The sequence below is a fragment of the Streptomyces sp. NPDC055966 genome (genome assembly GCF_042269865.1).
Taxonomy (GTDB): Bacteria; Actinomycetota; Actinomycetes; order Streptomycetales; family Streptomycetaceae; genus Streptomyces.
The window spans coordinates 341,306-354,798 of the sequence record NZ_JBHJYK010000001.1; the positions used below are offsets into that span (position 1 = coordinate 341,306).

Consider the following 13,493-nt stretch of genomic DNA (forward strand, 5'->3'; position numbering starts at 1 on the left):
CGGAGGCTGAGTCAGTACCCCGGAAGAGACCTTTCTGTTACCTGCCCGGCACAGTGGCCGAAAACGGCGGCGCCCCGACCGCCGTATACAGCGGTCGGGGCGTCGAAACCCCCGGTCAGAGGGATCAGCGGGCCGCGCGGTTGACCGCCGAGACGACCGCCTTCAGCGACGCACGCGTCGTGTTCGCGTCGATGCCGATCCCCCACAGGACCTTGCCGTCGATCGCGCATTCGATGTAGGAGGCGGCCTGCGCGGAGGCGCCCTCGCTCATCGTGTGCTCCTGGTAGTCCAGCAGGCGTACGTCGACGCCGATGGACTCCAGGGCGTCGAAGAAGGCCGAGATCGGACCGTTGCCGGTACCGGTCAGGACGGTGTCCTCGCCGTCGACCGTGGCCTCGACCGTCAGCGCGTCGACGCCGTCGGTGTCCGTGGTGGACTGGCCGGTCCTGACCTGGATGCGGCCCCACGGGTTGTCCGGGTTCGGCAGGTACTCGTCCTGGAAGACGGCCCAGATCTCCTTCGGCGTGATCTCGCCGCCCTCGGCGTCCGTCTTCGCCTGGATGAGCCGGGAGAACTCGATCTGCATGCGGCGCGGCAGGTCCAGCTTGTGGTCGTTCTTCAGGACGTAGGAGATACCGCCCTTGCCGGACTGCGAGTTGACCCGGATGACGGCCTCGTAGGAGCGGCCGACGTCCTTCGGGTCGATCGGCAGGTACGGCACCGCCCACTCGATGTCGTCGACCGTGACGCCCTTGGCCTTCGCGTCGGCCTCCATGGCGTCGAAGCCCTTCTTGATGGCGTCCTGGTGGGAGCCGGAGAAGGACGTGTAGACCAGGTCGCCCACGTACGGGTGGCGCGGGTGGACCTCCATCTGGTTGCAGTACTCCCACGTGCGACGGATCTCGTCGATGTCGGAGAAGTCGATCTGCGGGTCGACGCCCTGGGAGAACAGGTTCATGCCCAGGGTGACCAGGTCGACGTTGCCGGTGCGCTCGCCCTGTCCGAACAGGCAGCCCTCGACGCGGTCGGCGCCGGCCATCAGCGCCAGCTCGGCGGCCGCGACGGCCGTGCCGCGGTCGTTGTGCGGGTGGACGGAGATGCAGACGTGCTCGCGGCGGGAGATGTTGCGGCTCATCCACTCGAAGCGGTCCGCGTGCGTGGACGGGGTCGAACGCTCCACGGTGGCGGGCAGGTTGAGGATGATCTCGCGGCCCGGGCCCGGCTGGTAGACGTCCATGACCGCCTCGCAGACCTCCAGCGCGAAGTCCAGCTCGGTGTCGGTGAAGATCTCCGGCGAGTACTGGTAGCCGAACTCCGTCTCGGGGCCCAGCAGCTTCTCGGCGTACTCCATCACCAGGCGGGTGCCGTCGACGGCGATCTGCTTGATGTCGTCCTTGGAGCCGCGGAAGACGACCCGGCGGAAGACCGGCGCGGTGGCGTTGTACAGGTGGACGGTGGCCCGTTTGGCGCCCTTCAGGGACTCCACGGTCCGCTCGATCAGGTCCTCGCGGGCCTGGGTCAGCACGGAGATCGTGACGTCGTCCGGGATCGCGCCCTCTTCTTCGATGATCGAGCGCACGAAGTCGAAGTCGGTCTGGCCGGAGGCGGGGAAGCCGACCTCGATCTCCTTGTAGCCCATCGCGACCAGCTGGTCGAACATCCGGCGCTTGCGCTCGGGCGACATCGGGTCGATCAGGGCCTGGTTGCCGTCGCGCAGATCGGTGGAGAGCCAGCGGGGGGCGACGGTGATCCGCTGCTCCGGCCAGGTGCGGTCCGGGATGTCGACCTGCTCGTAGCGGCCGTACTTGTGGATCGGCATGGTGCTGGGCTGCTGGCGGTTGACCATGGTGCGTGGGCTCCTCAGGGTGTCCGGAAGGACGGCCGACGACGCAACACGAAGCTCCGCGGGGAGGGAGTCGACCTGGACTACAGGCCCTCGCCGCGGCAGCTAAGAAGAAGCAGCCCGAAACGCATGATGCTCCGCAGCCTAGCCGAGCCGCGCCGGGTACGAGGGCCTGTATCAGTATGCGGGACCGCACGAATAAAAGGGACAAAAAGTGCGCCATACCACTTCCGACTACGGAGGGTGGCCGGGCGTCCCGATATTTCACCAATCACGGTTGCGGGTAGTGACACTGGCGTCACACAATGCCAGCATTTTGTCATGACGACCAACGGGGGCTTCCAGCCCGTCTTCTGCACGATCGTGCCGCCGCACATCCTCGACCGGCTCGCCCGGCACGAGGACTCCGCCATCGCCGAACGCGCGCAGCGCACCCTGGAGCACGACTCCGCGCTGCGCACCCGCCGCCGCGAGACCGCGGTCCGCACCCGGGGCGCCGCCGCCGGCGCCGCCCCGGCCGGCAGCAAGCCGAAGCGCACGATCTACGACGCCGGGCACGGCAGCGACCTGCCCGGCACCGAGGTCCGCGCCGAGGGCCAGGACCCGGTGCAGGACGCCAGCGTCAACCGCGCCTACGCCGGCCTCGGCGCCACCTTCGAGCTCTACCTGAAGGCGTACCAGCGGGACTCCATCGACGGCCACGGGCTGCCGCTCAACGCGTCCGTGCACTACCAGACCGGCTACGACAACGCCTTCTGGAACGGCGACCAGATGGTCTTCGGGGACGGCGACGGCCAGGTCTTCGTCGACTTCACCAGCAGCATCGACGTCATCGGCCACGAGCTGACCCACGGCGTCACGCAGTACACCGCGAACCTGGACTACGAGGGCCAGTCCGGCGCCCTCAACGAGTCGGTCTCGGACGTCTTCGGGTCCCTCATCAAGCAGTACTCGCTGGGCCAGAGCGCCGACCGGGCCGACTGGCTGATCGGCGAGGGCCTGCTCGCCCCCGGCGTCCACGGCACGGCGCTGCGCTCGATGAAGGCCCCGGGCACCGCGTACGACGACCCGAGGCTCGGCAAGGACCCGCAGCCCGCGACCATGGCGGGCTATGTGGACACCAGCGACGACAACGGCGGCGTCCACACCAACTCCGGCATCCCGAACCACGCCTTCTACCTGCTCGCCACGGCCATCGGCGGCAACGCCTGGGAGAAGGCCGGGCGGATCTGGTACGCCGTGCTCACCGGCGGCGAGCTGGCGTCGGGCGCGCAGTTCACCGACTTCGCCAGGCTGACGGTGCAGGCGGCCCAGACGCTGTTCGGCACCGGGGACGAACTGGAGGCCGTCAAGAAGGCGTGGGAACAGGTCGGAGTGCACACGTCGTAGTGCGGCCGGCGGCGTTCCGTACTAGACACGGACCCATGCGCATCCAGATTCGACGCACGGGCGGCTTCGCGGGGATCGAGCGCCGGGCCGAGGTGGACACCTCGGCCCGGCCCGACGCCGCCGAGTGGCAGGCCCTGGCCGAGCGCGTCCTCGCGTCCGGCCCGGGCGCCCCGCCCGCCGGCGTCCCGGACGGCTTCCGGTACGAGATCACCGTGGACGGCCGCACCGTGTACGCGGCCGATCCCCGACTCACCGAGGACCAGCGGGAGTTGGTGACCCGGCTGCTGAAGGAAGGGGCGTAGACGGCGGTTGCCGCCGGGGCATTGACTTCCGTTACCGGGGGTAAGGATGATCCCGGCCATGGCGACTGACGCAGGTGACCCGATACCCCGGTTCCCCGACGGCTTCCTGTGGGGCGTGTCGACGTCCGCCCATCAGATCGAGGGCGCGGCCGACGCACGCGAGCGTTCCGTGTGGGACGTGTTCACGGCCGAGCCCGGCCGGGTGAAGGACGGCTCGACGGCGGCGGTGGCCTGCGACCACTACCACCGCTACCCCGAGGACGTCGCCCTCCTCGCCGGCCTGGGCGTGGGCGCGTACCGCTTCTCGGTCTCCTGGCCGCGGGTGAACTCCCCCGGCGGGCTGGACTTCTACGACCGTCTGGTGGACGAGCTGTGCGCGGCGGGCGTCCGGCCCGTGCCCACCCTCTTCCACTGGGACCTGCCCGTCTCGCTTCAGGAGGCGGGCGGCTGGCTGGCGCGCGACACGGCGGCCCGGTTCGCCGACCACGTGAGCGTGGTCGCCGAGCGCCTGGGCGACCGGGTGCCGAAGTGGATCACCCTCAACGAGCCCGCCGAACACACCCTGCTGGGGCACGCCCTGGGCGCCCACGCCCCGGGCAGGCGGCTCCTGTTCGACGCGCTCCCGGTCGCCCACCACCAGCTCCTCGCCCACGGTCTCGCGGTACGGGCCCTGCGCGCGGCCGGGGCGGGCGACATCGGCATCGCCAACTCCCACGGCCCCACCTGGCCCGCGTCCGAGGAACCGGCCGACCTGGAGGCGGCGGGCTTCTACGACGTCCTCCTCAACCGCCTGTTCGCCGAGCCGGTCATCCTCGGCGAATACCCGGACGGAATGGGCGAGTTGATGCCGGGCCACGACGTCTCGGCCGACCTCAAGGTCATCGCCGAGCCCGTCGACTGGTACGGGATCAACTACTACGCGCCGACCCGGGTGGGCGCCCCCGGGGGCACGGACAGCGAGTACGGCGGACTCGCCCTCCCGGCCGAACTCCCCTTCTCCGTACGGGAGATAGAGGGCCGGCCGACGACCGACTTCGGCTGGCCGGTCGTCCCGGAGGCCCTGACCGAGCTGCTGACCGGCTTCCGCGACCGCTACGGCGACCGGCTCCCGCCGATCGTCATCACCGAGAACGGCTGCTCGTACGAGGGCCTCGACGACCAGGACCGCATCGCCTACCTGGACGGCCATCTGCGCGCCCTGCACACCGCGCTCACGGCCGGGGTGGACGTGCGCGGCTACTTCGTGTGGTCGCTGATGGACAACTTCGAGTGGGCGGAGGGCTACGCGCGCCGCTTCGGCCTGGTGCACGTCGACTACACCACGCTGGAGCGCACCCCGAAGGCCTCCTACCACTGGTTCCGGGACGTGCTCCGGAACCAGGGCTGACGGCGCCGGGATGACCACGGTGCCGGAGCCGGTCCGGCCCCCGGCCTCCTTGTCGGAGCCGGTGGAGCCGGTCGGCCGGGGCTGGACGGCGGCACTGTCGCTGGCCAACGGGGCGATCTGGGTGGGCTGGTTCGGCCCGCTGCAGATCCTGCTCGCCTCCCAGGCCAAGGACTTCGCGCCCGGCTCCGGGATGTCGAAGGAGACGATGCTGGCCTGGGTGACCGGGATCGGCGCGCTGGTGTCGCTCGTCGCGAACCCCTTCTTCGGCGCCCTGTCGGACCGGACGACCGCCCGCCGGGGCCGCCGTACGCCGTGGATCGTGGCCGGGGCGGCGGGCGGGGCGCTGTCGCTGCTGCTGCTCGCGCGGGCCGGCGGGGTGTGGTCGCTGGCGGCGGGCTGGTGCCTGGTGCAGCTCACCCTGAACGCGGCGTTCGCGGCGGTCACGGCGGCCGTTCCGGACCGGGTGCCGAGGCGCCAACGGGGCGCGGTGGGCGGCTGGTTGGGGGCCGCGCAGATCCTGGGCGTGGTCGGCGGCACGGGCCTCGCGACGGCGGCCGGCGGGATCGGCGCCGGGTACGTGGCGTGCGCGGTGTGCACGGTGGCGGGCGTGCTGCCGTACGTCCTGCGGTATCCGGATCTGCGGCTGTCCGCGCGGGACCGCCCGCCGTGGTCCTGGCGGGCGTTCCTGGCGGGGTTCTGGCTGAGCCCGCGCCGGTATCCGGACCTGGGCTGGGCGTGGCTGACCCGGTTCCTGATCAACCTCAGCAACTCACTCGTGCTGCTCTACCTGCTGTACTACCTGCGCGACCGCCTGCGCTACCCCGACCCCGGCCAGGGGGTGCTGATCCTGACGGCCGTCAACAGCCTGACGCTGGTGGCGACCGTGGTGGCGGGCGGGGTGTGGTCGGACCGGGCGGGCCGGCGCAAGCCGTTCGTCGTCTGGTCCGGGGTGCTGATGGCGGTGGCGACGGCGGCGCTGGCCGGGTGGCAGACCTGGCCCGGCGCGATCGTCGCGTCGGCGGTCCTCGGGATCGGCTTCGGCGTGTTCACCTCGGTCGACTTCGCGCTGATGACGGACGTGCTGCCGACGGCCCTGGACCGGGGCAAGGACCTCGGGGTGATCAACGTGGCCAACGCCCTGCCCCAGGTCGCCGCCCCCGCCCTCGCCGCGCCGATCGTGACGTACCTGGGCGGATACCGGGTGCTGTACCTGGTGGCGGCGGTGATCGGGCTGGCGGGGGCGGTGCTGGTGGGCCGGATACGCGGGGTGCAGTGAGCGGGGCAGGGCGAGCGGGCTACAGGGCGCCGGCGTCGCGGGCGGACCAGACGCTCGGGTAGAGCGGCCGGTAGCCGAGGTCGCGGCGGATCTTCTGGGTGGACATGATCACGAGCCACGGGTCGGGGTCCGTCCGGGTGTCCATGCCCTCGGGCGGTTCGGCGCCGTTGACCTGGTGCAGGTCGACCGCCGTGACGGGGGTGTCGTCGGCGATGTTGTGCACGGGGCCGTTCACCGCCGGTGCGTACAGCAGGCGGAACAGGCCCTGGGCGACGTCGGCGTGGTGGCCCATGTGCAGCCGCTGGGCCGGCGCCCAGTGCGCGGCCCAGCGCAGCGAGTCGGCGAGGTGCGGGTCGCCCTCGCCGTAGACGAAGGGGAGCCGGCCGATCCGCAGGTCCAGGCCGTCGAGTGCGAGCAGCTCCCGCTCGGCCGCCGCCTTGGACTCGGGATAGGCGCCCCACATGGACCCGCCGGGCCGGCTCTCGTCCTCCTCGACCAGCGGCCTGCCGCGCCCGGTGCCGTACACGAGCCCGGTGCTGACCTGCACGAACCGCCGCACACCGGCGGCCTGCGCGGCCCGGCCCAGGGCCACGGCCGCGTCCCGGTTGACGGCCCGGGCCTCCTCGTCGGGCACCCCGCGGAAGGCGGCGGCGACGTTCACGACGGCGTCCACGCCCGCGACGGCCTTGCCGAGCACGTCCTCGTCCCGCAGATCGCCGAGCACGACCTCGGCGCCGAGATCGGCGAAGCGGTCCGCGCGGGAGGCGTCCCTGACCAGGACCCGCACCTGCTCATCCGGCCGGGCCTGCGCCAGCAGCCGGGGCACGAAGCGCCGCCCGACCTGCCCTGTCGTACCGGTCACCAGTGTCAGCATGTTCGTCTCCTCGCTGTTCGCCGTGTTCACCACCACGGTGGGACGGCGCGGGGGCGGCCGGTAGAGACCTCCCGATCAGGGGATCGGCAGTCCCTGGATAAGCCGGGCGGGCTGCCGCACGCTGGAGGGGTGAACCGGAGCGAACTCGCCGACTTCCTGCGCCGCGGCCGTGCCCGTCTGAACCCCGCCGACGTGGGCCTCACCCTGGGCGCCCGGCGCCGTACGCCCGGCCTGCGCCGGGAGGAGGTGGCGTCGCTGGCGGGCATGTCGGTCGACTACTACACCCGGCTCGAACAGTCCCGGGGCCCGCGTCCGTCCCGCCAGATGCTGACGGCGCTGGCGCGTGCGCTGCGCCTCACGGACGCCGAGCACGACCATCTGTTCCATCTGGTCGGCGAGGAGCCGCCGCGCCGCGAGACGGCGTCGACGCATGTCCGGCCCGGCCTGCTGCTGATCCTGGACCGCCTGTACGACACCCCGGCGCAGCTGGTGAACGACTGCGGAGAGGTCCTGGCCCAGAACGCGATGGCCAAGGCGCTGGTCGGCGACGTGATGTCCCGCCCCCGGCCGGAACGGAACCTGGTGCGCCGCTTCTTCCTGGACCCGGCCGCGCGCTCACTGTTCCCGGCGGAGGACCACGAGCCGCACGCACGCGCCTCGGTGGCCAACCTGCGCGCGGTGGCCGCCGCCCGTCCCGACGACCCGGAACCGGCCGACCTGGTCGCCGAACTCCGTTCCACCAGCGAGGAGTTCGCACGGCTCTGGGACGAACACGAGGTGGCCCCGCGCCACCGGGCGACCAAGCGCTTCCAGCACCCGCTGGTCGGCCTGCTGGACCTGGACTGCGAGGTCATGCTCAGCCACGAGCACCACCACCTCCTCGTCGTCCACACAGCCCGCCCGGGAACGGACTCCTACGAACGACTCCAGCTGCTGCGGGTGGTGGGGTTGCAGGACATGACCCCGCAGGCCACCACTGGTTAGAAACCCAGCCTGCGCAGTTGCTCCGGGTCGCGTTGCCAGTCCCTGGCCACCTTCACGTGCAGATCGAGGCTGCATCGACGTGCGGCCACCGCCGCGCGGCCGACGTGCCCAGCAACACCTCGATGCGCACCAGCCACCCAGGGTCCGAAGCGCAGCCCCATGGCGGTACTGCTCAGCCGACCGAGACGGGCAGGCAGATGGGAAAGCGGACTAGAAACCCAGCCTGCGCAGTTGCTTCGGGTCGCGTTGCCAGTCCTTGGCCACCTTCACGTGCAGGTCGAGGAAGACCGGCGTACCCAGCAGCGCTTCGATCTGCTTGCGGGACTTGATGCCGACCTCCTTCAGGCGCTTGCCCTTGGGGCCGATGATGATGCCCTTCTGGCTGGGGCGCTCGATGTAGACGTTGGCGTGGATGTCCAGCAGCGGCTTGTCCGCCGGACGGTCCTCGCGCGGGAGCATCTCCTCGACGACCACCGCGATGGAGTGCGGCAGCTCGTCACGGACGCCTTCCAGCGCGGCCTCGCGGATCAGCTCGGCGATCATGACCTGCTCGGGCTCGTCGGTGAGGTCGCCCTCGGGGTAGAGCGCCGGGCCCTCGGGCAGGAGCGGGATCAGGAGGTCGGCCAGCAGGCTCACCTGCTTGTCCCCCACCGCCGACACCGGCACGATCTCCGCCCACTCGATGCCCAGGTCCTTGCCCAGCTGGTCGATCGCGATCAGCTGCTCGGCGAGGGTCTTGGAGTCCACCAGGTCCGTCTTGGTGACGATCGCGACCTTCGGGGTCTTCCTGATCCCCGCCAGCTCCTTGGCGATGAAGCGGTCACCCGGGCCGATCTTCTCGTTCGCCGGGAGGCAGAAGCCGATCACGTCCACCTCGGCCCAGGTGGTGCGTACGACGTCGTTCAGCCGCTCGCCGAGCAGCGTGCGCGGCTTGTGCAGCCCAGGGGTGTCGACCAGGATGAGCTGGGCGTCCTCCCGGTGCACGATGCCCCGCACGGTGTGCCGCGTGGTCTGCGGCTGGTTCGCCGTGATCGCCACCTTCTGCCCCACCAGAGCGTTCGTGAGGGTGGACTTGCCCGCGTTCGGGCGGCCCACGAAGCAGGCGAAGCCGGCACGGTGGACGGCCTCGGCCGACTGCTCGGATGACTGGGTACGCACGCTCATGCCGTTCATTGTCCCTGATCCACGACCCCCCGCCGCACCGTGAGGTTTCGGTAACCCTCAGGCAATGAAACGTCACGGAAACACACCCGTACACGACCGGAAACGCGCGCCGGTGACCCTCTGACGCAGCCCCCACCCCGTTGGAGACGCCCGTGCCCCTCTCCGCCGCGCCCCAGGTTCACACCGTGAACACCGGCGACACCGCCTGGCTCCTCGCCGCGACCGCCCTCGTCCTGCTGATGACGCCGGGTCTCGCCCTGTTCTACGGCGGCATGGTCCGCACGAAGAGCGTCCTCAACATGCTGATGATGAGCTTCGTGTCGATCGCCCTGGTCACCGTGGTCTGGCTGGCCGCCGGCTACTCCCTCGCCTTCGGGAACGACGCGTTCGGCGGACTGATCGGCGGGCTCGGCCACGCCGGCATGCGCGGCCTCGGCCCGGGCAGCGTCCACGGCACGGTCCCCACCCTCCTCTTCGCCACCTTCCAGCTGACCTTCGCGATCATCACCGCCGCCCTGATCAGCGGCGCGGTGGCCGACCGGACGAACTTCTCGGCGTGGCTGGTCCTCGTCCCCGTCTGGGCCCTCGTCGTATACGTGCCCGTCACCCACTGGGTCTGGGGCCCCGGCGGCTGGATCGCGGACAGGCTCGGCGCGCTCGACTTCGCGGGCGGTCTGCCCGTCGAGATCACCTCCGGCGCCTCCGGTCTCGCCCTGTGCCTGGTCCTCGGGCCCCGGCTCGGGTTCAAGAAGGACGCCATGCGCCCGCACAACCTGCCCATGGTGATCCTCGGCGCCGGTCTGCTCTGGTTCGGCTGGTTCGGCTTCAACGCGGGCAGCGCGCTCGGCGCGAACGGCCTGGCCGCGGCCGCCTTCCTCAACACCATGGCCGCCGGCTGCACGGGCCTGCTCGGCTGGCTCTTCGTGGAGCACCGGCGTGACGGCCACCCGACCACCCTCGGCGCCGCCTCCGGCGCGGTGGCCGGTCTCGTCGCGATCACGCCCTCCTGCGGCACGGTCTCCCTGCTCGGCGCCCTCGTCGTGGGCCTGGCCGCGGGCGTCGTCTGCTCCTCCGCGGTGAGCTGGAAGTTCCGGCTGAACTACGACGACTCCCTCGACGTCGTCGGCGTCCACCTGGTCGGCGGCATCATCGGCACGCTCCTGATCGGGCTGTTCGCCGACAAGGCGATGACCGGCGGCGCCGAGGGCCTCCTCTACGGCGGCGGACTCGCCCCGCTCGGCAGGCAGCTGCTCGCCGTGGTGGTCGTCGCGGTGTACGCCTTCACGGTGACGTACGGGCTCGGCAAGCTGCTCGACAGGACGCTGGGCCTGCGGGCGAGCGAGGAACAGGAGCACACCGGCCTGGACCTTACGGTGCACGCGGAGACGGCATACGATCACGGCGTCCTGGGCCACGGCGCCCCGGTCAGCGCGTCCGTCGTCCCCTCCGCCGTCTCCCCCGTCCAGAAGGTCGAGCGCCAGGCATGAAGCTCATCACCGCCATCGTCAAGCCGTACCGCCTCGACGAGGTCAAGACCGCCCTCCAGGAGCTGGGCGTGCACGGCCTGACCGTCACCGAGGCGAGCGGCTACGGCCGGCAGCGCGGCCACACCGAGGTGTACCGGGGCGCCGAGTACCGGGTCGACCTGGTGCCGAAGGCGCGCATCGAGGTCGTCGTGGAGGACGCGGACGCCGACGCCGTGATCGACGCGGTCGTCAGGGCCGCGCGGACGGGGAAGATCGGGGACGGGAAGGTGTGGTCCGTGCCCGTGGAGACCGTCGTACGGGTGCGGACCGGCGAACACGGCCCCGACGCGCTCTGACCAGCAGCACGCCGGCCGCCACGCCCGCGAGGAACACCAGCGCCACGGCGAGCCACGGCAGCGCGAGGAACGAGGCGCTCGCCGACTGCCGGGTGCCCGGCGCGCTCGCGGTCAACGTCACGTCCGCCCGGTCGAGTTGGGGCGCCCCGGACCAGGGCTCGGTGAGCCGTACCGTCTGCCCCGGCAGCAGCTCGGAGGGGACCCGGGTGAGGGCGCGGTCGAGCAGCGTGCGGCCGAACAGCCCGTGTGCCGTCAGCTCCACCTTCGGGTCGACGGTGACGTTGCCGGTGTTGCGCAGGGTGTAGGAGACGGTCGCCGTACTGGCGCCGAGGCCCGGGACCAGCGGCTGGTGATGGCTGATCCGCACGTGTTCCACGGACACGGCGGGCAGTGTGGGCCCGACGACCCGGAGATAGACGCGGGCGCCGACGGCCTGCTGCACACCGAGGGCGGGAGAGCCGCCGGAGGAGCCGCGGTCGACGTGCTCGTCGAGCGCGACGATCGCGCCGGGGTGGTCGCCGGGCTCTGCCCCGTCGGGCACGCGCAGCGTGAACGGCACGGTGACGGTCCGGTGCCCCGGCACGGTGATCTGGGAGGTGGCCGGTTTCGCCCAGGCGCCCACCCCGCGCATCCGCTCCGCCGGGCCGCGGACCGCGAATCCGCCGTCGCGGGCGGTGTTGTAGGCGTCGGCCGCGTAGAGGCGGAAGGTGAGCGGGCCGCCGGTCTTGTTCTGGACGGCGACCTCGTCGGCGAGGGTCTGGCCCGGATCCGCGGAGAGGTAGAAGTAGGGGCGCGCGGCGACCTTCGAGGCGACCGGGTAGACGGACCAGCTGCCGTTGTCGGCGGCGTGCGCGGGCGTGGCCTGCCAGGTGAGCAGGAGGCCGAGGAGGCTCAGGAGGAGGACGTACGGCTTGCGCATGGGTGCGGACCCCCACGGGCGGGAGACGGAGGGACGGGCGGGTGCGGACGCCCGCACGCTCAGGTGAGCGTCAGCGTGAGCACGCCGGAGTACGCGCCCGGAGGCGTGAACGCCGGTACGTCCAGGGAGAGTCCGGCGTCGACGGTGAACTCACCGCCGGTGAGCGTGCCGTCGGGCGTCTGCGCGAGGGTCGCTCCCGAGCCGCCCACGGTGCCCGCCGAACCCGCCTTGCAGGTGCTGGGGCTGCCCGCCTTGGTCGCGCAGGCGGGAGTCCAGCTGAGCCTGCCGGCGTCGATCTTCGCGCCGGGTCCGCCGAAGTCGGTGACCTTGCCGGTGAGCGACCAGCCGGCCGGTCCGCCGCGGAAGTCCTTGACGGTCACCGTCCGGAGCGTGCCGGTCGAGGCACCGCCCTGGCCGAAGTCGACCGCCGACAGCGCGACGGAGTCCCCGGCCTGGGACATGGCCAGCGTGCCCGCCTTGACGCTGGTCGTCAGCTTCTGGCTGCCCGGCGGGACGGGCGTGGTGTCGTTGACGACGTAGGCGGCGGGCCCGGCGCCCGTGTCCGCGTTCCAGGAGCCGCCCTCGTACGCGACGATCCCCGTCGTCGCCTTGTCGTTGACGACGAGGGACCCGCTGAAGGAGCCCTGCGCGTTCGCGGTCACGGTGGCCGTGTCGGCCGTCTGCCGGTCCCCGGCCCGCCCGGCGAGGGTGACACTCGCACCCGGCGTGAAGTTGCCGCCGGTGACGGTGACGCTCGCGCCCGGGTTGCCGGAGGCCGAACTCAGCGAGACGGTACGGGTGTTGGCCGGGGTGCCGCTGGTCGCCGTGACGGTCTCGGAGACCGGGGCGGGCGGGGTGGTGACCGTGCAGGGGGTGTCCAGCTCCAGGATGTAGCTGGTGTGGATGTTGTAGTCGCCGGGCGAGAGGGTGATGCGGCCCGGCTTGGTGACGGTGAACGTGCCGGTCATGGAGAAGGACGGGAACGCGGCCTTCCCGGGCACCGGCGGGTTCTTCTTCGGCCCGGCGACCGTCACGTCCCCCGTCTGTGCGCCGCCGAGGGTGACCTTCCCGGTCGGGGTCATGATGTCGGCGGGCAGGGCGAGGTCGGTGGGATTGGCCGCGGCTGCCGTGACCACCGTGTACGTGACGGTGACGGTGTCGCCGACCTTCGGGCTGGCGTTGTCCACCGAGACACCGGCGGTGGTCGTGCCGTCGATCGGCGGCAGGCCCGCGACGGCGGGCGGGATGCAGTGCGTGGCGAAGTCCACGTTCGTGCCGGCGGCACCGGCGGGGCAGGCCAGCGCGCCGCCCGCGGTGACCGCGAGCGCGGTGGCCCCGAACAGTGAGATCCAGCGCCATCGCGGGGATCTTCGTGAGCTTGTGGGTGTGGCACCCATGAGCCCCCTCCTGAGGGTTGCGGGCGCAGCGGCTCGGCTGCGCCGACAGGGGGCATTGATGTGGAGCGGAGGTGAGAAGTCAATGGAGATGCCGCAGAGAACTGACGTATCATCAGTTTTCTGCGGCACCCGGGGG

Annotated in this window: 12 protein-coding genes; 7 read left to right on the forward strand and 5 right to left on the reverse strand. The window is 71.7% G+C overall.

Translation table 11 applies throughout. The annotated features are described in order from the left end of the window. Positions 1-124: 124 nt before the first annotated feature. On the reverse strand, positions 125-1,846 hold the full coding sequence (gene leuA / locus ACFC8N_RS01600) for a 2-isopropylmalate synthase (RefSeq protein WP_356030892.1): 1,722 nt from the start codon (positions 1,844-1,846) through the stop codon (positions 125-127). A gap of 318 nt (positions 1,847-2,164) precedes the next feature. Between leuA and ACFC8N_RS01605 the strand changes: the two genes are divergently transcribed. The 4 genes from ACFC8N_RS01605 to ACFC8N_RS01620 are packed head-to-tail and all read left to right on the forward strand — an operon-like array spanning position 2,165 to position 6,197. Then, the gene (locus ACFC8N_RS01605; RefSeq protein ID WP_356030891.1) at positions 2,165-3,232 is read left to right on the forward strand and encodes a M4 family metallopeptidase; all 1,068 of its coding nucleotides are present in this window, start codon (positions 2,165-2,167) and stop codon (positions 3,230-3,232) included. 35 nt (positions 3,233-3,267) lie between these two features. Beyond that, positions 3,268-3,534, forward strand: a complete 267-nt coding sequence (locus ACFC8N_RS01610) for a protealysin inhibitor emfourin (protein WP_356030889.1) — start codon at positions 3,268-3,270, stop codon at positions 3,532-3,534. 58 nt (positions 3,535-3,592) lie between these two features. Beyond that, positions 3,593-4,921, forward strand: a complete 1,329-nt coding sequence (locus tag ACFC8N_RS01615) for a GH1 family beta-glucosidase (protein WP_376285382.1) — start codon at positions 3,593-3,595, stop codon at positions 4,919-4,921. A gap of 10 nt (positions 4,922-4,931) precedes the next feature. Beyond that, on the forward strand, positions 4,932-6,197 hold the full coding sequence (locus ACFC8N_RS01620) for an MFS transporter (RefSeq protein ID WP_376285385.1): 1,266 nt from the start codon (positions 4,932-4,934) through the stop codon (positions 6,195-6,197). A gap of 19 nt (positions 6,198-6,216) precedes the next feature. Here ACFC8N_RS01620 and ACFC8N_RS01625 read toward each other — a convergent pair whose 3' ends face one another. Further along, the gene (locus ACFC8N_RS01625; RefSeq protein ID WP_376285388.1) at positions 6,217-7,071 is read right to left on the reverse strand and encodes an NAD-dependent epimerase/dehydratase family protein; all 855 of its coding nucleotides are present in this window, start codon (positions 7,069-7,071) and stop codon (positions 6,217-6,219) included. Between the two features lie 129 nt (positions 7,072-7,200). Here ACFC8N_RS01625 and ACFC8N_RS01630 point away from each other — a divergent pair, with 129 nt between their 5' ends. Further along, complete coding sequence (locus tag ACFC8N_RS01630; RefSeq protein WP_376285391.1) at positions 7,201-8,055, forward strand: helix-turn-helix transcriptional regulator; 855 nt, start codon at positions 7,201-7,203, stop codon at positions 8,053-8,055. A gap of 210 nt (positions 8,056-8,265) precedes the next feature. On the opposite strand, the gene era is transcribed toward ACFC8N_RS01630, so the two are convergent. Further along, positions 8,266-9,219, reverse strand: a complete 954-nt coding sequence (gene era / locus ACFC8N_RS01635) for a GTPase Era (protein ID WP_356030880.1) — start codon at positions 9,217-9,219, stop codon at positions 8,266-8,268. Positions 9,220-9,359: 140 nt separating this feature from the next. Here era and ACFC8N_RS01640 point away from each other — a divergent pair, with 140 nt between their 5' ends. Both ACFC8N_RS01640 and ACFC8N_RS01645 read left to right on the forward strand, forming a co-directional pair. Continuing rightward, positions 9,360-10,706 carry an ammonium transporter gene (locus ACFC8N_RS01640; RefSeq protein WP_376285394.1) on the forward strand — a complete coding sequence of 449 codons (1,347 nt, stop codon included), beginning with the start codon at positions 9,360-9,362 and terminating at the stop codon, positions 10,704-10,706. Continuing rightward, positions 10,703-11,041 (forward strand): P-II family nitrogen regulator, encoded by a 339-nt coding sequence (locus ACFC8N_RS01645; RefSeq protein ID WP_071384702.1) that lies wholly within the window; start codon positions 10,703-10,705, stop codon positions 11,039-11,041. The genes ACFC8N_RS01640 and ACFC8N_RS01645 overlap by 4 nt, the downstream gene beginning before the upstream one ends. On the opposite strand, the gene ACFC8N_RS01650 is transcribed toward ACFC8N_RS01645, so the two are convergent. Together ACFC8N_RS01650 and ACFC8N_RS01655 are read right to left on the reverse strand one after the other, a co-directional pair. Further along, on the reverse strand, positions 10,935-11,960 hold the full coding sequence (locus tag ACFC8N_RS01650) for a WxL protein peptidoglycan domain-containing protein (RefSeq protein WP_376285397.1): 1,026 nt from the start codon (positions 11,958-11,960) through the stop codon (positions 10,935-10,937). The genes ACFC8N_RS01645 and ACFC8N_RS01650 overlap by 107 nt on opposite strands. A 59-nt stretch (positions 11,961-12,019) precedes the next feature. Beyond that, on the reverse strand, positions 12,020-13,357 hold the full coding sequence (locus ACFC8N_RS01655; RefSeq protein WP_376285400.1) for a beta-xylosidase: 1,338 nt from the start codon (positions 13,355-13,357) through the stop codon (positions 12,020-12,022). Positions 13,358-13,493: the final 136 nt, after the last annotated feature.